The sequence below is a fragment of the Catalinimonas alkaloidigena genome, assembly GCF_029504655.1.
Classification (GTDB): domain Bacteria; phylum Bacteroidota; class Bacteroidia; order Cytophagales; family Cyclobacteriaceae; genus Catalinimonas; species Catalinimonas alkaloidigena.
Map to the genome: position 1 here is coordinate 1,896,486 of NZ_JAQFIL010000001.1, position 23,414 is coordinate 1,919,899.

Sequence of the window (23,414 nt, forward strand, 5' to 3'; positions counted from 1 at the left end):
ATGAATTTACCTTTTTTATTAATTAATACAAGGCAGCACAGATTTTTTTAACTTTCAAAAAATAATCTGTGCTATGAAGTAATACAATCAAAATATTCAATCTTTAAATACACTTTCAAGGTAAACTGCCTACTTACCCAAAAGTGGGCATTTAAAAGTATAGTCATTAAGCCCGATAGGGCGCGGTAGCTAACTATTTTATACTTTTAATAAACTCACACTCATGAAAAAACACGATTCACTGATACGCAAATTATCACTGCTATCAACCAGCAGGAGGCGGGCACGAGCAAAGCGACCGCCCCGCGAAAGCAATCAATGGTGAAAACCAACTTGCCAGGAATAGCCAGTCCGACCAAAATGAAGAAAGGCGACTTTGGTCCCTTTTCCCCAAAAAGTTTTGAGAAAGAATGCCTAAAAAAACTCAACCAGACAATCCCGACTGTCAGAGCAAGTCTAAACTATTACAAATATTAATAATACTACTTAAGGTTGTCTCACTTCTTTCTCGCCTTTAAAATCATAAAGATTTATTATAGCCTCATTTCCATATAACGGCAACTTCCTACCAGACTGAGAAAGATATGAATTCCCATAATAGAACTCCTGATTTCTCTGAGTGCTATCATTGAGAATTATTTTCGCTTTGAAAATATGGTTTGAGACCTTCAGCGTTTCTACATTCTGTTGCTGGTAATTATCATATTTGTAAGCCTGTAATGGACCATTATTATTGGTGAATAAGTAAACCTGCTCACCTTTTACCTGTATACTGGCAGCACCTTTAATGTCTTTATCAAGTAACAAACCGGTGTTCATCGGAAGGGTAGGGGTAAAGCCTCCTTTACCATTTCCTTTGAGAAAAATTCCAATAGAAGCATCATACCTGCCACTGACTACTTCTGTCCCAAAATCATTACCCGCCAATAGTAAATCAAAATTTCCATCTCCATCAAAGTCTTCTACGAGTATGCCATAAATCGGAGCGAACTGTGCTTGTTTTGGTAACTCAACCAATTCAAAACGACCCTCACCTGTATTTTTCAGATAAGAAGAAGCGTGTTGAAAGGATTTGGCGGTATAGGCTCTACTTTTGTCAGTTTGGGTTAAAATATCTGAGATACCCGCATTGGCATAACTTTCATAGTCTGGAAACTTCTTTTTTAAAGCAGGTACCTGGCGTATGATATCATCTCTGGAATGAGTGGGATATTCCTTATGATTGATGTAATAACTGATGATAGGATCAATGAAACTATTTTGGTCCAGATCGGTAGCATAAATTGTCATGGGCTCATCAGGAGAAACTTCTTCTCTTGTATTTAGCCCTAGATTACCTAATATATAATCAGTATCTCCATCCGAATCAAAATCACCAGCGTTGATACTGTTCCATAAGCCGGCAGTATAATTCAGGCCCATTCGGTTCGACACATTCTCCAGCTTGCCCTCTGTATTTTCAAAAAACTGGATAGGCATAAACTCACCGACAACAATCAGGTCAGCATCCATATCATTGTCAAAATCTGTCCAGAGGGCATCGGTAACCATTCCCAGCTTCCTCAATGCAGGAGCAAGAGCATTTGATCTATCAACGAATTTTCCTCCTTCATTAACGAGCAGGTAGCTATCCGGAGGAAGTGGGTATTTTAGTGGAATAAGCCGTCCTCCGACAAACAGGTCCAGATCTCCATCCTGATCATAATCTGCCGCTTTGACACAGGAGCTACTTACTGTAAATGAAGGTAGTACTCCTTCAGTGCGTGTAAAATTTCCCTTGCCATCATTCTCATACAAGCGATCCTGGTAGTACTTGGAGTCCACATAGTGTTCATTACTGCCGCTGGCAATATAGAGATCTAGATCATTATCATTGTCGTAATCAAACAAGAGTACACCCAGGTCTTCAGCAGCCATCTCATCTTCAGATTGGGTTAAGGTTGCTTTGGTAAATTTTCCGTTTTTTTGCTGAAAGAAAAGATAGCCAGAATGATCATAAGCACCTCCGACGAAGAAATCCTCTAAGCCATCAGCATTCATGTCTCCTACAGCTATTCCAGGGCCCTGATCGGATAATTTATGGGGTAAAAGGTATTGCTGGCTAAAATCGTTGTATTCTGGGTCTATATGTTGTTGATCCAGTCCAAGTTCTTGAGTAATGTCTGTAAACCAGGGTGTGGTAGTTTTTTTAAAAGGAGGGGCTATCAGTTTTTTTGCTTCTGAATGCGCTAAGGTGATATTTTGGTTGGCATTCACTCCTTCAATTTTAGATATCTTGCCATCAGGCCATTCTACAATGATGCTGTCAACAACACGAATAGTATCTATTCCAAAATGCAGTTCCGGAGCTACTGAAGATTGGTAACCTCTTACTAATGATTGTTCTGCCAGTTGATACATTTCAGGAGCATATAAAAAGACTTTTGCGCCTATTCCTACCGGGTTTAGAGGATTGCCTTTAAGCCGTATACTTATGAAGTTTCCACCACTTCGTGAAGTAGTCAGATTTTCATAGATAAAAGCAGCTTCATTGATGTTATTCACTACAAGATCCAGGTCGCCGTCTCTATCCAGGTCCCCATAGGCCGCACCATTGGAAAGAGAAGGGCGGTTTATGCCCCATTTACTGGTAGCATCAGTAAAACTTAATTCTCCCTGGTTCTCAAAGATGAAGTTTGATAATTTTATGGAAGGCATTTGTTTCGCCTTATCTTTTAAAATCTGATCCAGACTGTCTGCCGTAATATTGCCACTTAAGCCTACTGTGTAGTTGATAAAATCAAGATCAGTGATGTCTCGGAGATATCCGTTAGAAATGAATACATCTTTCCAGCCATTATTATTGAAATCAGCCATTAGCGGCGCCCAGCTCCAGTCTGTCGCATGTAAATCCAATAGCTGTCCGATTTCAGCAAACCTGGTATGTTGCCCATTAACTTCACCCAGGTTGAGTTGTACAGTGTTTCTCATGTACTGCGGCATGTAGCCTTCTTCCAGTGTATACTGAAACAGATTGTAGTTCATTGGGCCGGACATCTTCTTGCGGTGGTAATTATCCTGAGGAAGCATATCTAGCGTAAGAAGGTCACTGAGCCCATCGTTGTTAAAATCAGCAATATCATGGCCCATGCTAAAATGACTTTGATGTCCGAAATAAGACTGGGACATTTCTGAAAAAGTAACTTTCCCGTCCGGCCCCTCCTGATTGTTGATATAGAGATAATTGTTGGCAATGAAATCATTGGTCACATAGATGTCTTGCCATCCATCATCATTGATATCGCTGACGCCTACGCCCAGACCCAAACCATCATAAAGAATTCCGGCTTCCAGTGTGACATCTGTGAAGGTAGGATTCTGGTTGGGAGCGGCACCATCATTCCGGTATAATTTATCATTGGCGGGTCCACTTCCATCAGTGATGAGGGGCCGTACCTGATTAGGATTACGAATGGCATTGGTATGATTAAGCAGGTACATGTCAAGGTCGCCGTCACGATCGTAATCAAAGAAAGCTGCCTGGGTAGAATAACTGGTATCTGCAAGCCCATATGCTTCGGCGGATTCGGTGAAAGTTGGTATTCCGCTTCGCGTATCTATGCCATTATTGATATATAATTTGTTTTTCCGCTTTTCAGCCTTATAATTTCCGGAACGGCAAACATAAATATCAAGTAATCCATCATTGTTGATATCTACCATGGTCACGCCTGTAGACCATCCGGAAGATAAAATATTAGCAGTTTCGCTGATGTCTTCAAAACTCAGATTCTTACCACTTCCTTTTCCCTTATTAAGATACAGTCGATCATTGACCATATTTCCGGTGAAGAAAATATCAGGAAGTGAATCATTATTGATGTCTCCAATGGCTACGCCCCCACCATTATATACATAAAAGAAATCAACCATGTTAAAGGTGTCATTTTCTTCTATAGCGTTATTGAATGTTACGCCTGTCTGTTCCGGAGATAGTAGGGTGAAAAGGCTCTGACCTTCATTTTCTGATACAGATCCTTGCTGAGAGCACCCCAAAGAGGTTACAAAAATGAGCAATAGGAAAAGATGGATAAGACGTTGCATGCCCTGATTTTTACTTGACAAAATACAAATTGTATATGGCGTATAGTATAATCATTTAATAGCTTATAAAGCATAAAACCTGCAAATAAAGCAGGTTCTATCGCATTATGATGATTAGTAAACTACTCAGTTTTAATACACTGAATGCTGTTGTACATTTGGATTACCCAAAGTTTCATTCAATGGTATGGGAAGAACATAATCTTGAGGAGAAAGCTCACGATCAACATTGTAGGTATCTATAAAATCCTGTATATAATCTCCTAAATAGTCAGGATCACCTCCATACGTACTTTTGCGTTTCAACTCTGGATATGTTTCTTGCTCAAAGGCGAATTCCAGCACTCTTTCTTCTACAATAGCATCTCTGAGTTCGGACTGACTTAAGCCTGACAGGGGTTCCAGGCCTGCTCGCCGTCGGACTTCGTTAATCCCCATATAAGGATCACCGGTTCCACTTTCATTGGCTGCTTCGGAATAGCCCAGTAGTACATCGGCATAACGAAGGTAGACGATATTCCTTTCGGTTAGGTTGGCATTGGTACCTATTTCTACCCATTTTGCTACCCAACCGTTGGAGAAGATAAGTTCTTCAGGATTGTTAGGGTCAGCATCAGCGGATACCATGCCTCCGAAGCGACTCAAATTATAAGAAGCTTCCTCACTCCATCTTACGACAGGGTATTCTTCTTCATCTGTTAGGCCAACCCGATTACTAGGATACTCTGTAATGAAAGTTCCGGGTATCCTTTTATCCTCCGGATCATATTTCATTCGGAAAGCTTTGGTGCCATTGAGCCAGTGCCAGCCCACACCACCCAGTTCATTGGGAAGGTCGGCGGGTACAAAGTGTGAGTGGTGGTTATTATATTCATTAGCATTAGCTGAAGCAGATACCTGTGCTTCAAAAATGCGCTCTCCTGAGTTTTCGTGTTCCACATCAAAGTTATAGGCAAAATCCTCAAAAAGCGCAAAGTCTCCCTGGTTGATAATAGTTTCAGCCGTAGTACGTGCTTCATTCCAATTTTCGTCCAGGAGGTAAGCTTTCATGAGCAGGGTAAGGGCTGCCCATTTGGTAGCTCGGCCTACATCCTCCCCGGAATAAGACTCCGGTAATACATCAGCTACCATGCTAAGGTCGCCTTCAATCAGGTCAAGCGCAATCCGCTTTCCGTTTTCATTAGATGGCAGGTCCTGATCGCTCACTGTTTTTTTGGTAGTAACAGGTACATCATCAAAATAGCGAACCAGATTATAGTAATAGAATGCTCTCAGGAAAATAGCTTCTGCTTTTACTCTGTCCAGCAATGCAGTGTTAGAAATACCATTTTCTTTCAGTTCATCAGCCTTTTCTATTACGGCATTGGCTCTGTTGATATTTTCATAAGAAATTCTCCAGTACGTTCCGATGTAGTCGTCTCCAGGGTTTACATTACCATTCTGAAAATCAAGTGGTCCTTTTTCCCAACCTACCTGATAGCCTACTCGGCACTCAAACACATAACGGTTATAAAAGTGATTAGACCAATCACGACCGTATCCAATGCCATCATAAATGGCATTTACCCCAAGTTCTAACTGTTCAGCAGTATTGAAAAAGTTATCCTGCGTAATAAAATCAGGGTTCTCATCCAGTTCTTCGCAAGCAAAGGGGATCAGCATAGCGAAGGCCAGAATTAATTTCGGGATTTTTATCATTATAGTTTTCATATTTCTCATGAGTTATAGCCCTAAATTAATACCAACAGTAAATGTCCTTGAACGGGGGTAAGCATCGTAGTCATCGCCCCGGTTCAGGTTATTTTGCCCTCTGTTGTTTACTTCAGGGTCAAAGCCAGAGTAGTTGGTAAATAGTAATGGATTTTGTGCACTTACGTAGAACCTGGCATTGCGAATAAAATTGGAAACGGGCAGGGTATACCCTAAAGAGATATTTTGTACTCTTAAAAAGCTTCCGTCTTCTATAAAATAATCGGAGTCCCTGAATGAATTGGCAAAATCACGGTTACCATCAATGACCGGACGCGAAGCATCAGGATTGTCCGGAGTCCAGGAGTCTGTCAATATGCTGGCAATCTGGTTGATTTTCTGCACACCATCACCAATTTCAGATTGCTGCAGGTTTCTCACATCACTACCCTCAACTCCTCTGAGAAATAAGCTAAAGTCAAAGTTTTTGAAGTTGAGCGTAGTGGTAAGTCCCCAGGTAAAGTCAGGGTTAGGATCTCCCATAATGATGTAATCATCAGGTGTAATCGCCCCATCCTCATTGGTATCCTGATAGCGGGGATATCCGGGTTGGTCACCGGAGCGGGAAGGATTGTTATCAATTTCTTCCTGCGTCTGGAAAAGTCCTATGTAGCGATATCCTCTCCACACACCGATAGGGTTACCGGCTTCTACCCAGCTTCCATCAATACCAAGGTGACCACTGGTAGAGCTGGAGAAAAATGGTGTGCTGCTTCCCAAATCAGTGATCTTGTTACGTAAGAAGGAAATATTACCGGAAATGTCCCATCTTAAATCCTGGCGGTCAATGGCGATGTAGTTAAGCCCGAGCTCAAAACCTTTGTTTTCCAATGAGCCTGAGTTTTTAAGAATTGAACTGAAGCCCAGGCTGCTGGGTACCGTCACATATAGGAGTAGGTCTTCAGTGGTATTATAGAAATAGTCTGCTGTCAGGTTTAACTTATTTTGTAAAAATGATAAATCCAGCCCTATGTTAAACATCTGGGTAGACTCCCACCTGAGATCAGGGTTGGATAAACGGGCATCAGCAAGACCTAACACCAGATTACCTCCAAACACATAGTTGTACTCATTCAGATTAGCCTGTGAGTTATATACCGGAATCTCTGAGTTACCGGTAATACCCCAGCTTGTTCTTAGCTTCAGGTCACTGAAGGCGGTAGACAGCCCGGAGTTCTGGAAGAACTCCTCTTCAATCACTCTCCAGCCAAAAGCAACAGAAGGGAAATTTGCCCACTTGTTAGCTGCACCAAACCTTGAGGAACCATCACGGCGGAAAGAGAAAGTAAATAAATACCTTTCCATCAGATTGTAATTTACCCTGCCCAGAAATGATTTCAGTAACCATTCTCTTCGGCTTGAAAAAGGTATCTGGATATCCGTCCCTCCTCCCAGCGTAGCCTGATCAACACTACTGGCTGATAGGCCTCGGTTGGTGGCACTCATACCTTCATTCACTTCTTTTTGGAAGGTATAACCTGCTACCACATTAATGCTATGATCCTCATTGAACTGCCTGTTATAAGAGAGAATATTTTCATTCAGGATATTGATAGAATTACGGTTGGCTTTGGTCAGCTCACCGGCTCTGTCTCTACCCAAACGAGAGTTTTCCACCGGATAGAAGGTCGTTCTGCTGGCGTTAAGTATATCAGCGCCTATACTGGTCTTGAAACTTAAGCCCTCAATGATTTTAAAAGTAAATCCGGTGTTTCCCAAAACGCGATTGTTTATATCACTATCCGTAACATATTCCAGTTCCTGCAGTGGGTTGGTTAAGAACCGGCCATCGTATGATGCCAAAGCATAAGTACCATCATCATTTCTGACTGGAATACTGGGATCAAGACCTAAAGCGGTAATAATAATACCCCCAGGGCCACCCTGATCGGTAGGTGCGTTATTGGAATTGGTGCGGTTAAATGACCAGCTGTTACTGATCGTTAAACGATCATTCAGTGCGCTATTGTCCAGATTAAGCCTGATTCCGTATCTGGAAAAATTAGTATTCTCAATGATACCCTCGTTATCAAAATAGTTTCCGATGACTGCATAACGCATTTTTTCGCTACCGCCGGTAAAACTCAGCTGATGGCTTTGAATGCTTCCTGGCCGGGTTACTTCATCCAGCCAATTAGTACCTTCTCCAATAGCGTCAATTTCAGCCTGACTGTAAATTGGTGCTCCGCCCTGGCTTTGTTCCAGGGTATTGAGGTAAGTAGCAAACTCACCTCCATTCAGTACATCTATTTTATTGGCAATGGTTTGAACTGAGTATGAGCCGTCGTAATCAATTTTACTTTCGCCAGCTTTTCCCCTCTTGGTGGTGATCAGCACTACCCCGTTAGAGCCCCTTGAACCGTATATAGATGTGGCAGAGGCATCTTTCAGTATCTCAATAGATGCAATATCATTAGGATTAATGGTTGACATGATATTGGACGGCTGACGGCTACCTCCCACGCCATAAGCGCTGTTATCAGGATAAATGGGGAAACCATCAATCACGTACAAAGGCTCACTGCCACTGTTAATAGAGTTAGAACCTCTGATTCTAACAGAAACCCCACCGCCGGGAGCAGCAGAAGCCTGGGTTACCTGCACGCCTGGCGCTCTGGCCTGAATGCCCTGATCAATAGAAGATACAGGAAACTCTTTTATTGATTCGCCCTGAATGGAAGCCACTGAGCCTGTTAGGTCACTTTTCTTAACAGTACCATAACCTACCACCACAACTTCTGAAAGTGACTGTAGGTCTGGTGCCAAGTCAATGTTAATGGTGTTTCTCCCATTAATTTCAACTTCAGCAGTTTCATAACCCACTGATGAAAAAACCAATGTATTAGAACCTGCGGGTACTGTAAGTGTATAGTTCCCATCAACATCGGTTACGGTACCAGTAGTACTACCTTTTACTAATACATTTACTCCTGGTAAAGCTGAATTCTCTTCCAAATCGGTAACAGTGCCATTCACAGTTGTTTGCGCATATGATATAGTTGAAAAGCTACAGATCAGTAAAAGGCACAACCAGACAGATTTTTTGTCTGGTTTCAATTTAAATAGTAGAGGTTGTGGTATTTTCATAAAATGTAAAATTTGGTGATTAAAACGTTAGGGAGTCAATTCATAAAGAATATATATTATGATGTAGACAAGGGATAGAGTAGTATGCATGAAGCTGATTTACTTCATCTTTGAAAGGTATTAGCTATTCTTGCTTAAATAAATGATTCATCTTATGAAAGAATGGATTATCTTATCCATTAATAATAAGATCATATTATTTACTCAAATAATTTCGCTGTGTTTAGTATATTCTCAATCTTTGGAGAGTATTTTAGGTAATATACTATATGATAATGCTATACCATTTGGTGCTCATAAGAGTAAGCCAGGTGCAGCAATATTTAAAGGGCATTCCTGTTTGAGGTGAAAAAGTAAATTAAATGATTAGCGCAGTTATTGCCTATCTCTTTTTTTATATTCCAGAGGAGACATCTGCATTACCTTTTTAAATATTCTGGAAAAATAGTAAGGGTCCTGATATCCCACTTTATGGGCTACCTCCTTTATATAAAGCTGAGATATATCTAGCAGTTTACAGGCATGCTGAATTTTTAATTGTATAAAATGATCAATGGGTGAGAAACCCGTTTTCTGAGTGAACAATTTAGAATAATGAGCGATTGACAAGCCTGCCTGATCAGCCAAATCTTTGAGAGAAAGTGCCTTTTCAACATTCTCTTTCATATAAGTGATGTTCTTAGAAATGACATCAGCACCTAGCACATTCAGATGCTGCATAAATTGGTCAGGATATAGAAATGAAGCCAATAACTGCTGAAAGCTCAGGTTAACATATTCTAGATGAGATTTTACATATCCCATAGATAAGGTGTGGATGAGCTCCATAAACATATTAACTCTGAAGTTATCGTTGGGTGTATGATGTGCCTGAAGGGAAATTCTTTTCCCAAAGCTGTTTTTTAGAAACTCTGCCTTGGTTCCGTCAAAATGTACCCAGTAAATAGTCCATGCATCCTTTTCTTTTGTGCTATACTGATGGGCTATATTTTTGGGAATGATAATATAATCGTTCTTTGAAAGGTAAAAACTCTCATCTTTAATACGTACTTCGCCACTTCCGTTGGTTACATATATGAGAATGTTTTCTCTTGATCCATGATTCCTTTTGCGAAAATGAAAACGAGCGTGAGGATAAAAGCCAATATCAGTAATAAATAAATCACTTATAAGGGGGTTAGATTTTATTTGGTTACGTACCGAGCTTGGTAGTGTAATACTTTGCTCTCCTTGAAACCCATCTCTCTTGCTGGTTGTGATCATAATAATATAGTCCAGTGATTCCTAAGATAACGCATTTCTTGATGTTTCTCAATTGCCTTACTTTACCATTATGCTGGTCAAAGAAAAATTTAACTTTCAATACATACTCGCCATCTCTCTGGTATCTGCCATGGGAGGTTTGCTCTTTGGTTACGATTGGGTAGTGATAGGAGGGGCCAAACCTTTTTATGAAAGGTTTTTTGATATTACCAACCAATCCTCTCTACAGGGTTGGGCTGTTAGCTGTGCTTTAATAGGTTGTATCGTAGGGGCAGTCAGTTCCGGTAAAGTCACAGATACATTTGGGCGCAAGCTACCCCTTATCTTTTCTGCTTTACTATTCACTGTATCTGCCATTGGTACCGGTATAGCTGATAGTCTGAATAGTTTTATTTTTTACCGTATGCTTGGTGGGGTAGGAATTGGTTTGGCTTCAACAATCTCCCCCATTTACATTGCCGAGTTAGCGCCTACTCATTATCGTGGGCGGCTAGTATCGCTCAACCAGCTCACCATCGTGATTGGGATACTAGCAGCACAAATCATCAATTTCTTAATTGCGGAAGATATACCTGAGGGAAGCACCAACGCAGATATCGCCGCTTCCTGGAATGGACAATATGGTTGGAGGTGGATGTTTTGGGCTGAAGGTATTCCTGCACTCACTTTTTTCATACTGGCCTTTTTCATTCCTGAAAGCCCCCGCTGGCTGGGAAAAAAAATGCGATGGGCAGAAGTCAATAAAATACTATCAAAGGTTGGTGAAAAAGACTACGCGGAAATAGAAGAGAGGGAAATTCGCTTGTCTTTGGAACATAAAGAACGCCAGACTCAAAATGTAAACATTTTCAGTCCTAACTACCGTCCAATACTGTTGATAGGGATTGTCCTGGCTGCTTTTCAGCAATGGTGTGGTATCAATGTGGTTTTCAATTACGCTGATGAAATCTTCTCGGCTGCTGGGTATTCAATTAATGATGCCCTCTTCAATATTGTCATTACGGGAGTTGTTAATCTGGTATTTACTTTTGTGGCTATACGAACGGTAGACCAGTGGGGGCGTAGGAAACTACTACTTTTTGGCTCACTAGGATTGGCTATTACCTATGCCTTACTCAGCTTATGTTATCTGATGGATATCAGAGGAATATTTGCCTTATCCCTGGTATTGATAGGTATTGCTATTTATGCCATGTCACTGGCACCTGTGGTATGGGTGGTGCTTTCTGAGATATTCCCCAACCGCATCCGGGGCATTGCGATGGCTATTGCTACCACTTCACTTTGGGTAGCTTCTTTTATACTGACCTATACATTTCCTATACTCAATAGTAGTTTGGGGACATATGGGACTTTTTTACTCTATAGCGCAATCTGTCTGGCAGGATTTGTCTTCGTATTAAGAACACTACCCGAAACCAAGAATAAAACACTGGAAGAAATAGAATCGGATCGTCAAAATAAGAAACTGAGTATATAGAGCTTGGTAAATAAAGCATTTAAATGATGGACCCATTACAAAATATTAACCACTCAAAAGATTCTGTACAATCGCTAGAAGTAAAAGCCTGGAACGAATCAATCACCATTCCTACCTACCCTATTGGCGAAGCAGAAAAATATCCCATGTTTCTTGAAAAGAGGGTGTATCAGGGAAGTAGTGGTGTAGTCTATCCTTATCCGGTCGTTGAGAAAATCTATGACGAAAAAGTAGAAAAGAACTGGAATGCAGTTTTCTTGGAGAATGAGTATCTCAGGATCATGATTCTGCCTGAGCTAGGAGGAAGGGTACAGATGGCTTATGATAAAATGAAGGATCGTCATTTTGTTTATTACAATCAGGTTATCAAACCAGCTTTGGTAGGCCTGACTGGCCCCTGGATCTCAGGAGGTATTGAATTTAACTGGCCGCAGCATCATCGCCCTACTACTTACGATCCGGTAGACTATACTATAGTAGAAAATAAAGACGGGAGCAAAACCGTCTGGGTCAATGAAATAGAGCGTATGTTTGGTACCAAAGGAAAGGCAGGTTTTACGCTTCATCCAGACAAAGCTTATCTGGAAATCAAGGTTGATTTGTACAACCGTACTCCTTTTCCGCAAACCTTCCTCTGGTGGGCTAATCCGGCGGTCAAAGCCAATGATGACTATCAGTCGGTTTTCCCTCCCGATGTACATGCTGTTTATGACCACGGCAAGCGTGATGTTTCCAGCTTTCCTATCGCCAGAGGCACTTACTACAAAGTAGATTATTCCAAGGGTGTGGATATCTCTCGCTACAAAAATATTCCGGTGCCTACCTCTTATATGGCAGTCAACAGCCAGTATGATTTTGTAGGAGGCTACGAAAACGAAACCCAGGCGGGACTTTTACACGTGTCCAATCATCATGTGTCGCCCGGAAAGAAGCAGTGGACCTGGGGAAACGGAGATTTCGGTAAAGCCTGGGACCGTAACCTGACCGATGAAGACGGTCCTTATATAGAACTGATGTGTGGTGTGTTTACTGATAACCAACCAGATTTTTCCTGGCTCCAACCTTATGAGGAAAAGAGCTTCACCCAGTATTTTATGCCTTATCAGGAGTTGGGAATGGTCAAAAACGCCAACCAGCATGCCATGCTCAATCTGGAAACAGAAGGAGAGAAGGCTTGTCTCAAAGTATATACCACTGCTTTCTTCCCAAACACACGGCTGTTACTATACGCGGAGGAAAAATTGATCTGGGAAGATAAGTATGACTTTGCTCCGGGTACGGTATATCAGCAGGAAATTAGTATCCATGATTCCTCAACTGAAGAGCTGAAAGTAGTGATTCTGAAAGAAAACCAGCGAGAGTTAATTTCTTGGAAGCCTGAAAAATCAGATAAAACCGAAATTCCCGAAGCTGCCAAAGCAGCACTGGAACCTGAGCAAATTGATAGCAACGAACTGCTTTATCTGAATGGGCTGCATCTGGAGCAGTACCGCCATGCCACCTATCAGCCTACCGATTATTATACGGAAGCACTGCGCCGGGATCCTTCAGACGTTCGTAACAACATTGCTTTAGGCTTATGGCTGATGCGGAGGGCACAATTTAAAGAGGCAGAACAACACTTTCGTAAGGCTATTGAGACATTGACTTTAAGAAATCCTAATCCATATGATGGAGAAGCTTTTTATCAATTAGGGATATGCCTGAAGATGCAAAACAGGCTTCAGGAGGCCTATGATTGGCTGTATAAGGCCTGTTGGAATGCCGCCTGGCAAAATGCCGCTTATTTCCATCTGGCACAAATAGATGCACAGCGAGAAGATTGGGAAAAGGCTTTGGGACATGTAGAACAGTCGCTAATCAGGAATAGTCACCATCATCATGCGCGGCATCTGAAATTAATTTTGCTCAGAAAGCTAGGAAAATTAGAGGGGGCTATAAGTTTTGCGACTTCATCTCTAAAATTAGATGCTTTTAATCTGGGGGCATTATATGAAAAATATTTAGTGACTAAGAGTTCTCAACTCCTGGATCAATTTAGATCTCTCATTCGTAATCATTCATTTAATTTCGCCGAGTTTGCCCTGGATTATGCCCATGCTGGCTGCTACGAAGAAGCCACTGAGATATTGTCTTTGCACCAGCCAGCAAAGGACCGTCCTAATCCTTTGCTGGCCTATTATAAAGCCTGGTTTGCCATAAAAAATGAGGAAGTAGAAGCAAAATCCTATTATCAAGAGGCGGGGAAGCAATCACCGGACTTTGGTTTTCCCAATCGTCTGGAAGAAGTATTGGCATTACAGCAGGCGCTTGACATCAACCCCCAGGACTATAGAGCGTATTATTTTCTGGGCAACTTTTATTATGCTTACCGTCAGCATCAGCAAGCCATTTTGCATTGGGAAAAAGCAGCTGCATTAGGGGATGACAATCCGATCACCTACCGCAATCTTGCGCTGGCCTATTTTAATCAACTAAATCAGCTGGAAAAAGCATTACAATTCTTGGAAAAGGCTTTCGGCATGGACGAAGGTTCTGCCAGGCTGTTGATGGAACTGGATCAGTTGTACAAAAGATTGAATTATGATCCACAGAAAAGGCTCAGCTTTCTGGAAAAATACCCAAAACTGGTGGATTTCAGAGATGATCTTTATCTGGAAAGAATCACGCTTTACAACACTTTAGGGAAGTATAAAAAAGCCATGGAACTTCTCAACAGCCGTAAATTTCATCCCTGGGAAGGAGGAGAAGGTAAGGTGCCGGGCCAATATATCTACAGCCGTATCGGTTTGGCATATCAGCACTTTCAGCAAGAACAGTTTGAACAGGCCATAGTACATCTGTCGGAAGCTCAGACGTACCCTGAAAATCTTGGAGAAGGTAAGCTTTTTGGTGCCCAGGAAAACGATATATTCTACTGGCTGGGCTGCGCCTATGATGGGCTGAAAGAAAAAGAGAAAGCCAAAGATGCCTGGGGGAAAGCCTCAGTAGGTCTGTCAGAACCTGAGCCAGCCATCTTTTATAATGATCAGCAGCCCGACAAAATCTTTTATCAAGGACTGGCATTGTTAAAACTCAACCGACGGGAGGAAGCAAACTGTCGCTTTAACAAATTGATTTCCTTTGCCGAACAGCACTATTCGCAAAAGGTAAAAATTGACTATTTCGCTGTTTCGCTTCCTGACCTTTTGCTGTGGGAAGAAGATCTGCAGGCCAGAAACACACTATTTTGCTATTACCTGATGGGCCTGGGGCATCTTGGGCTGGGGCACACAGAACAAGCGATACAATATTTACAGAATGCCAGGGAAATAGATGTACACCATCAGGGAGTACATTGGCATCATCTGATAGCTTCAGATAATATTACAAAACCTCATTCGGTCTAAGCTTAAAATTTTCCTTTAATAAACATATACACCAATATATGAAACTCAGTTATATTATTTTTTACCTTTTAGCGATTTGTATATCCTGTAGTTCCCCTCAACCAGAGAGCACCATCAGTTTGCAAGGAAACTGGGGTTTCAGGATAGATTCATTGGATAGGGGAGAGCAGGAAAGCTGGTTTACCCAAAGCCTGGAAGAGACCGTAGAACTACCTGGTTCCATGGCTACCAATGGAAAAGGAAATGATATTACCTTAAATACAGAATGGGTGGGAGGAGTACGCGATCCCAATTGGTACAATGATCCAAATTACGCTCCCTATATTGATTTGGATAGTATTCGTTTTCCTTTCTGGCTGCAGCCCGTAAAAAAATATACAGGTGCTGCCTGGTATCAGAAAGCAGTAGATATTCCTGAGGACTGGGGAGATAAAGAAATCTTTTTACACTTGGAAAGATGTCATTGGGAGTCCAGTGTCTGGGTAGACGATCAGAAGGTAGGTACACAGAACAGCCTTTCTACAGCCCATATTTACCCCCTCACCCAGTATTTAAGTCCGGGCGCCCATATCATTACCATACGAATTGACAATCGTGTCAAAATTGATCTGGGAGAGAACTCTCATAGTATCTCTGATCACACACAATCCAACTGGAATGGAATTGTCGGAGATATCTATCTGGAAAGCAAGCCTAAGGTGTATTTCTCAGATATCCAGCTTTATCCGGATGCCAGTACACAATCAGTTACGATTCGTGGGAAAATATCTGGCAGTTCAGGCCAGGGTACACCAATGAATATTTCCGCACAGGCTAGCGGAAAAAACTTTCAAGCCAGTCTGCCCGAGCAGTCTTTTGAAGTGAATAGAGAAGGATCGGAAACGGACTTTGCGTTTACCTATGACTTGGGCCAGGAAGCAAAGTTATGGGATGAATTTGAGCCGAATGTGTATCAAATGAGTCTCAGCATAGAAAATGGTGATACACTTACTGAAGATTTTGGGTTTAGAGATATTTCTTTTGAAAACCGTCAGCTTGTAATCAATGGCAGACCATCCTACCTGAGAGGCACACTGGAATGCGCTATTTTTCCTGAAACCGGCTATCCGGCAATGGATGTTGAAGCCTGGAAAAAAATATTCAGCACCATACAGGCCTATGGTCTCAACCACATGCGTTTTCACTCCTGGTGTCCGCCCGAAGCTGCCTTTGAGGCGGCCGATGAGATGGGTGTATATTTACAGGCTGAGGCGGCAAGCTGGGCCAATCAGAGTACTACGCTGGGCGACGGCAAGCCGGTAGATCAGTTCATAAAAGAAAAAAGTGAGCACATCGTGCAAGAGTATGGCAACCATCCTTCTTTTATGATGATGGCTTACGGCAATGAGCCGGGCGGTGACAATTACCCTGAGTTCCTGGCGGAGTATGTCAATGACTGGAAAGCGAAAGACAACCGCAGGATTTACACTTCCGCCTCAGGCTGGCCAGCGATTACCGAAAATGAATTTCATGTGCTGCCCGAACCCCGCATACAGGCATGGGGAGCAGAACTGAACAGCATCATCAATGCGCAGCCTCCTACTACCGATTATGATTTTAGCGACAAAATGCCGGATGATACTATCGCAGTAGTCTCACATGAGATCGGACAGTGGTGTGTGTACCCTGATTTCAAGGAAATTGAGCGCTACACTGGTGTGCTCAAAGCCAGGAATTTTGAAATCTTCAGAGAAAGTCTGCAAGCTCACGGGATGGGTGATTTGGCAGAGGACTTTCTGATCGCTTCGGGGAAGCTACAGGCCCTATGCTATAAAGCCGATATAGAAGGCGCCTTGCGGACAAAAAATCAGGCAGGTTTCCAGTTGCTTGACCTTCACGATTTTCCCGGTCAGGGTACCGCATTGGTAGGGGTGCTGAATCCTTTCTGGGAAGAAAAAGGCTATATTACAGCGGAAGAATACAGCCGCTTTTCCAATACAACCGTTCCTTTGGCCAGGCTGGACAAGAGGATATTTGTAGAGGGAGAAAAGATGGAAGCAGCCATTGAGGTTGCCCACTTCGGTAAAGCGGCACTACTGAATGTTACACCCAACTGGACGCTGAAAGACACGGAAGGAAGTACCGTGGCCGAAGGTCAGCTGGGTCAGCAGAACATCGCATTGGGCAATGGCATCAGGCTGGGAGATATTTCGCATACCTTTGCGCAAAAAAATGAAGCCAGAAAAGTGATTCTGGAAGTAAGTGTGGATAACTTCAGCAATCACTGGGACCTTTGGGTGTATCCGCAAACTTCTGCCAATATCAGTACCAATGCAGTTAGACATGCATCCGTGCTAGACACCAATACCATAAATTATCTTCAGGGAGGTGGTAAAGTATTATGGAGCCTGGGCAAAGGCAAGGTGAAAGCGGCTATGGGGGGTGAAGTTGGCGTAGGTTTTTCCAGCATCTTCTGGAATACTGCCTGGACAGAAAACCAAAAGCCGCATACACTGGGCATCTTATGTAACCCTGAGCATGCTGCCTTGCAGCAATTTCCTACAGAATTCCATTCCAACTGGCAGTGGTGGGATGCTATGAGCCATAGTGATGTAGTCAACCTCAATGAACTTTCTAACGATATCCAACCCATTGTAAGAGTAATTGATGACTGGGTGACCAACCGCAGCCTGGGACTGATCTTTGAAGTCAGAGTAGGTGAAGGTAAACTACTTATCAGTGGGGTGGATCTTAAAAATCAGCTCAGCGAGCGCCCCGAAGCAAGACAACTGCTTACCAGCCTGATGAGTTATATGGAAAGTGAGGATTTTAAGCCTTCGGTAAGTTTGAGTGTGGAGCAGGTATCAGGCATTATGCAATAAGAAAAATAATCAGGAGGCTTTTGATAGATGGTTAAGCCATAATAAAGAGAAGTTCATTATCTTAAAGATGTTTTCCGTAAGTCAAAATATATGAAGCGTACTTACCTGAATATGAAGAAAATAGGAGTTTTACTTTCCATAGGCTTGCTGGCTTTGACTACCTACTTCTTGTGGGAGTCAGATGTTATTGGCAGTCATCCGGTGGATTTCAATGCTGAAATTCGCCCTATCCTCAACAAGAAGTGCATTACCTGTCACGGGGGCGTCAAACGGTCAGGAGAGTTCAGCTTGCTATTTCGCAGCGAAGCCCTGGGGGTAAATGAGTCAGGTAAGAGGGCCATCGTACCGGGCAGTGTAGACGAAAGTGAGATGATACACCGCATCACCCATGATGACCCTGAGGTGCGTATGCCTCCCGAGGGTGATCCACTTACTCAGGAGGAAATCAACCTGCTAACGCAATGGATTGAAGAAGGGGCGAAGTGGGAAGACCACTGGGCCTACATCAAGCCTGAACCGATAGAGCCTCCTGAAACGCAGGCGGAGTGGGGAGATAATCAGATTGACCAGTTTATCCTGAACCGCCTGGAAGAAGAAAATCTACAGCCTTCATCTCCAGCAGACAAGGCAACCCTTTTGCGCCGTCTTAGTCTGGATTTGACCGGACTGCCCCCTACCGAAGAAGAGCTGGATCACTTTTTAGCCAATACTTCAGCTGATGCCTACGAAGAAGAAGTAGATCGTCTGCTGGCTTCTCCCCGCTACGGTGAACGCTGGGCTTCTATGTGGATGGATCTGGCCCGCTATGCTGACTCCAAAGGTTATGAAGCAGACCGGGGGCGTAGTATCTGGCAATACCGCGACTGGCTGATCAAAGCTTTCAATGATGATAAACCTTTTGATGAATTTACCATAGAGCAACTGGCCGGAGATTTACTTCTTAAGCCCACTGATGAGCAACTGATCGCTACCGCTTTTCATCGCAACACCATGAACAATGACGAAGGCGGTACCGATGATGAAGAATTCAGGGTAGCTGCTGTAATTGACCGGGTCAACACCAGCTGGGATGTGTGGCAGGCAACTACCATGGCCTGTGTACAATGCCACAGCCACCCCTACGATCCCATCCGCCACGAGGATTACTACAAGTCATATGCTTTCTTCAACAATACTGCCGATGAAGATGTGGCCAGTGAATCACCTAATCTGAAAACATTCAAACAGGAAGCGGACCGGCAAAGCCTGGAGCAGGTAAAGAACTGGGTGATTGAACATACCGCATCTGCTGATGTCAAACTGGAAAAAGCACAGCAGTTTGTGAATCTGGTAAAAGTGAGCGAACCTAAAATTCACGGGCACTCTTTTGATAAAATTCAGAAAGGGACGCTGGATGGCTACAAGAGATTGACGATTGAGGATGGTGGTCATAACCGCGTTCCAGATGTTCCCCTGAGTGGAGCTGACCAAATACTGTTTCACTACAGTGCTGGGAGTAGTAAGCCACAGGTAGAAATCCGACTGGACAGCCTGGAGGGTAGGCTGCTCACCCGCTGGAACATGCAAAATACAGAAGGCTTTCAAACGGTGGCCGTGCCTATTCCTGCAACTGAGGGTAGGCATGATTTATACCTGAAATTTAAAAGTCCGGGACAAAAAGGTTATCTGTGTACCATTGAGTGGATATTGCTCAACGAGGCTTTGCCAGGTGAAAATCAGGCCGGTTATGAGCAGGTAAACCAACAGCTTTTCCACCTGATCAATAGCCCGGAAGTCATTGAGACGCCGGTCATGATCGAGAAAGCCGATGGCTACCGTCGGAAGACGTATGTCTTTGAGCGAGGTAACTGGATGGTGCATGGTGAAGAAGTGCAGCCCGGCCTGCCCCAGGCCTGGAATGCTATGCCGGACGGCGCTCCTCAAAATCGTCTGGGCTTTGCCCGGTGGCTGGTGAGTAAAGACAATCCCCTAACCGCCCGGGTGACGGTCAACCGCTTCTGGGCGCAGCTTTTCGGTACCGGTATTGTAGAAACCATAGAAGATTTTGGCACCCAGGGATTCGCAACTTCGCATCCCGAACTTCTGGACTGGCTGGCACAGCAGTTTATGTACGAGCATGCGTGGAGCATCAAAAAACTACTGAAGCAAATGGTGATGTCGGCTGCCTACCGCCAATCTTCCAAAGCATCGCAAAAGCTTCTGGCAGTTGATCCTGACAACCGTCTGCTGGCACGCGGTCCCAGAGTGCGTCTCAATGCTGAGCAGGTACGGGATCAGGCACTGGCAGTAAGTGGATTGCTCAGCGATAAGATGTATGGCCCCAGCGTGATGCCGCCCCAGCCGGAAGGGATCTGGCAGGTGGTGTACAATGGCATGTCGTGGGAGACCAGCGAAGGCGAAGATAAGTACAGAAGAGCGCTCTATACCTACTGGCGCAGAACCAGCCCCTATCCTTCCATGATCGCTTTTGATGGTCCCAGCCGTGAATTTTGTGTGACCCGGCGGATAGATACTAATACCCCTTTACAGGCATTGGTAACGCTCAATGACCCCGTGTATATGGAAGCGGCACATGGGTTAGCCCAGCGCATGCAGGAGGCGGAACACCTTGAGGGACAACTCAAAAGAGGCTATAAGCTGGCTATGCTCAAAGAGATTGAAGCCGAAAAGCTTCAGGATTTACAGAAGCTATATCATGAAACCCGCCTGCAGTTGGAAGCACAGCCTGAAGCTGTAAAACAGGTAGCCGGAGAGGACAATGTAGAACTAGCCGTACTTACTGTAGTCGCCAATGTCATCCTTAATCTGGACGAATTCATCACAAAATCTTAAGCCCAATGGACTTATTTCAAGAGCTACAATACAAAAGATTACAATATCAGACCCGCAGACATTTTCTCAGGCAGTGCACTTCCGGCCTGGGAGCCATTGCCTTTGGGGCGATGACGGGCTGCAATCCTTTCTCTTCTTCTTCCCCCAGGCAAGCCATGGAAATTGACGCAAACCCTATGGCCAGCAGGTTTCCTCATTTTGCTGGCAAGGCCAAGGGTGTGATTTATCTGCATATGGCGGGCTCTCCCTCTCAACTGGAACTCTTTGACTACAAACCTGAGCTGGCCAAACTGCATAATCTGGATTGTCCGCCTTCGCTTCTTGAAGGTAAGAAGTTTGCTTTCATCCAGGGGGTACCTAAAATGCTGGGGCCTCAGGCAAAATTCAAAAATCATGGTGAGTCAGGAACGATGGTCTCCAATCACCTTCCTCACTTTTCAACTATCGTAGATGAGGCCGCCATCATCAAAACCATGCATACCGATGAGTTTAATCATGCGCCGGCACAGTTGCTTTTACAAACCGGAGGCGCACGCTTAGGCAGACCCAGCATGGGTTCATGGGTTACCTACGGGCTGGGCACTGAGAACGAAAATCTGCCTGGCTTTATGGTGCTGGTGTCGGGAGGTAAAACGCCTAGTGCGGGAAAAAGTGTGTGGGGTAGCGGCTTTCTGCCTTCCGTATATCAGGGGGTACAATGCCGTTCCGAAGGTGATCCGGTCTTGTATGTTTCCAACCCTGAGGGTATAGATGGTAAACTGCGAAGAACTACGCTGGACGCCATCAACAGTATCAATGAGAAAGAATATCAGGATGTGCAGGATCCGGAAATCCTGACCCGTATCTCTCAGTATGAAATGGCCTTTCGCATGCAGACATCCGTACCGGAGGTGATGGATATCAACAAAGAGCCGGAGCATATCCATAAAATGTATGGTACTGAACCCGGCAAATCTTCCTTTGCCAACAATTGCCTGCTGGCCAGAAGGCTGGTAGAAAAAGGCGTCCGCTTTGTTCAGCTCTTTGACTGGGGCTGGGATTCTCACGGTACCGACAAGAGCACGGCGCTGGAAGCTGGCTTTCAGGACAAATGCCGACAGGTAGACCAGCCCATGACCGCTTTAATTAAAGACCTGAAGCAGCGAGGCTTACTGGAAGAAACCCTGGTGATCTGGGGAGGTGAGTTTGGTCGTACACCTATGCAGGAAAACCGTAATGGCAAAGAGATGCCTTTTATGGGAAGAGACCATCATACTGAAGCCTTCACGGTATGGATGGCTGGCGGAGGAATCAAAGGAGGCATAACCTATGGAGAAACCGATGAGATAGGCTACTATGGGGTTAGAGACCGGGTGCATGTCCATGACCTTCAGGCCACTATCCTCCATCAGCTGGGAATGAACCATGAAAAACTTACTTACCCTTTCCAGGGCAGGGATTTTCGCCTCACCGATGTGGCAGGTAAAGTTGTCAAAGACCTTATCGCATGATATTTTCGAAAAAAAACACTTGTAACCAATGGCCATCAACCGCAGAACTTTCCTTGCTCAATCAGGCACCCTGGGTAGCGGGTTATTCCTCAATACCACACTCACCAAAGAAAAGCCTCCGTTGGATTTCTCTGTGCCTGCCGATTTTTCCATCAAAATTATGGCGACAAATTGGGGCTTTCAGGGAAGTTGGGAGGCGTTCTGTGCCAAAGCTAAAATCAGTGGTTATGATGGGATAGAAGTGTGGGTGCCGCAGCAGCGAGAGGATATAGATCAGCTGATGCTGGCAGCGGATAAGCACCGACTCTCCTATGGTTTTTTGGTGGCAGGTTCCGATGCCAAATTTGAAAAGCATTTTGAGCAGTTTCAAAGCGCTTTGGATAAAGCCATTGCCCTAAAACCGCTTTTTATCAACTGTCATTCGGGGCGAGATTATTTCACTTTTGAGCAGAACAAACAAATTATTGTGTACACTACTCAGAAACATCGCACATCAGGTATCAATATCTATCATGAGACACACCGGTCCAGGATGCTGTTTGCCGCCCATATCGCCCGGCAGTTTATTGAAGCTATTCCTGAACTCCAACTGGCGCTGGATATTTCCCACTGGTGCAATGTACATGAATCTTTACTACAGGATCAGGAAGAAACTGTGAAGCTGGCTTTGAGCCGTACAGGACATATACATTCAAGAATTGGCCATGCGGAAAGCCCGCAGATCACTGATCCCAGGGCGCCGGAGTGGAAACAGGAAGTAGAAACGCATTTTGCCTGGTGGGACCAGGTAGTGAAGTACAGTATAGCACAGGGGCGAAACCTGACCATGACCGCTGAATTTGGCCCTCCCAACTATATGGCGATGGTGCCCTTCACTCGCCAGCCCCTGGCTGACCTCTGGGAGGTGAATGCTTATATGATGCAAGCCTGGAGGGCAAGGTATAGCAGTTGAATATTTTGTGAGTAGTTTTTAGAAGCTGACTTGCTTTTTCTCAGACCGTGCAATTCCCTTATCTACACCACCTATTTATCCATGAAGCTGGTAAGCCCTTTGGCAAAGTCTTCCCTGTCATTATTTGTTCTCGTTTTCACGCAGGCTCAGGTTTTTGCTCAATAGCTAACCTACCCATTGAATCACTAAGTCAACCTTAACTTCATACTTATCACAAAATAGATTCCG

At 43.9% G+C, this 23,414-nt stretch carries 10 protein-coding genes; 6 read left to right on the plus strand and 4 right to left on the minus strand.

Annotated elements, in window-relative coordinates:
• Positions 1 to 486: 486 nt before the first annotated feature.
• From OKW21_RS08050 to OKW21_RS08065, 4 genes are all read right to left on the minus strand, one after another.
• Complete coding sequence (locus OKW21_RS08050; protein WP_277478900.1) at positions 487 to 4,083, minus strand: VCBS repeat-containing protein; 3,597 nt, start codon at positions 4,081 to 4,083, stop codon at positions 487 to 489.
• A gap of 132 nt (positions 4,084 to 4,215) precedes the next feature.
• A complete protein-coding gene (locus OKW21_RS08055; protein ID WP_277478901.1) occupies positions 4,216 to 5,793 on the minus strand; it encodes a RagB/SusD family nutrient uptake outer membrane protein in 1,578 nt (525 codons plus the stop codon).
• Positions 5,794 to 5,805: 12 nt separating this feature from the next.
• Positions 5,806 to 8,808, minus strand: coding sequence for a SusC/RagA family TonB-linked outer membrane protein (locus tag OKW21_RS08060; RefSeq protein ID WP_277478902.1), 3,003 nt, complete (start codon positions 8,806 to 8,808; stop codon positions 5,806 to 5,808).
• A 486-nt stretch (positions 8,809 to 9,294) separates the two neighbouring features.
• Positions 9,295 to 10,182 (minus strand): AraC family transcriptional regulator, encoded by an 888-nt coding sequence (locus OKW21_RS08065; RefSeq protein ID WP_277478903.1) that lies wholly within the window; start codon positions 10,180 to 10,182, stop codon positions 9,295 to 9,297.
• Positions 10,183 to 10,252: 70 nt separating this feature from the next.
• Here OKW21_RS08065 and OKW21_RS08070 point away from each other — a divergent pair, with 70 nt between their 5' ends.
• The 6 genes from OKW21_RS08070 (at position 10,253) to OKW21_RS08095 (ending at position 23,186) form a co-directional block, all read left to right on the plus strand.
• Positions 10,253 to 11,662, plus strand: a complete 1,410-nt coding sequence (locus tag OKW21_RS08070) for a sugar porter family MFS transporter (RefSeq protein WP_277478904.1) — start codon at positions 10,253 to 10,255, stop codon at positions 11,660 to 11,662.
• A 23-nt stretch (positions 11,663 to 11,685) separates the two neighbouring features.
• A complete protein-coding gene (locus OKW21_RS08075; RefSeq protein ID WP_277478905.1) occupies positions 11,686 to 15,051 on the plus strand; it encodes a tetratricopeptide repeat protein in 3,366 nt (1,121 codons plus the stop codon).
• 38 nt (positions 15,052 to 15,089) lie between these two features.
• Complete coding sequence (locus OKW21_RS08080) at positions 15,090 to 17,912, plus strand: sugar-binding domain-containing protein (RefSeq protein ID WP_277478906.1); 2,823 nt, start codon at positions 15,090 to 15,092, stop codon at positions 17,910 to 17,912.
• A 90-nt stretch (positions 17,913 to 18,002) separates the two neighbouring features.
• Positions 18,003 to 20,744, plus strand: coding sequence for a DUF1553 domain-containing protein (locus OKW21_RS08085; RefSeq protein WP_277478907.1), 2,742 nt, complete (start codon positions 18,003 to 18,005; stop codon positions 20,742 to 20,744).
• A gap of 5 nt (positions 20,745 to 20,749) precedes the next feature.
• A complete protein-coding gene (locus OKW21_RS08090; protein ID WP_277478908.1) occupies positions 20,750 to 22,234 on the plus strand; it encodes a DUF1501 domain-containing protein in 1,485 nt (494 codons plus the stop codon).
• 28 nt (positions 22,235 to 22,262) lie between these two features.
• The gene (locus OKW21_RS08095; protein WP_277478909.1) at positions 22,263 to 23,186 is read left to right on the plus strand and encodes a sugar phosphate isomerase/epimerase family protein; all 924 of its coding nucleotides are present in this window, start codon (positions 22,263 to 22,265) and stop codon (positions 23,184 to 23,186) included.
• The last annotated feature ends 228 nt before the right edge of the window (positions 23,187 to 23,414 follow it).

Coding starts and splice junctions, on each gene's coding strand:
- OKW21_RS08075 (WP_277478905.1), top strand. CDS start 11,686: ATGATGGACCCATTACAAAATATTAACCACTCAAAAGATTCTGTACAA.
- OKW21_RS08080 (WP_277478906.1), top strand. CDS start 15,090: ATGAAACTCAGTTATATTATTTTTTACCTTTTAGCGATTTGTATATCC.
- OKW21_RS08050 (WP_277478900.1), bottom strand. CDS start 4,083: ATGCAACGTCTTATCCATCTTTTCCTATTGCTCATTTTTGTAACCTCT.
- OKW21_RS08090 (WP_277478908.1), top strand. CDS start 20,750: ATGGACTTATTTCAAGAGCTACAATACAAAAGATTACAATATCAGACC.
- OKW21_RS08095 (WP_277478909.1), top strand. CDS start 22,263: ATGGCCATCAACCGCAGAACTTTCCTTGCTCAATCAGGCACCCTGGGT.
- OKW21_RS08070 (WP_277478904.1), top strand. CDS start 10,253: ATGCTGGTCAAAGAAAAATTTAACTTTCAATACATACTCGCCATCTCT.
- OKW21_RS08065 (WP_277478903.1), bottom strand. CDS start 10,182: ATGATCACAACCAGCAAGAGAGATGGGTTTCAAGGAGAGCAAAGTATT.
- OKW21_RS08055 (WP_277478901.1), bottom strand. CDS start 5,793: ATGAAAACTATAATGATAAAAATCCCGAAATTAATTCTGGCCTTCGCT.
- OKW21_RS08085 (WP_277478907.1), top strand. CDS start 18,003: ATGAAGCGTACTTACCTGAATATGAAGAAAATAGGAGTTTTACTTTCC.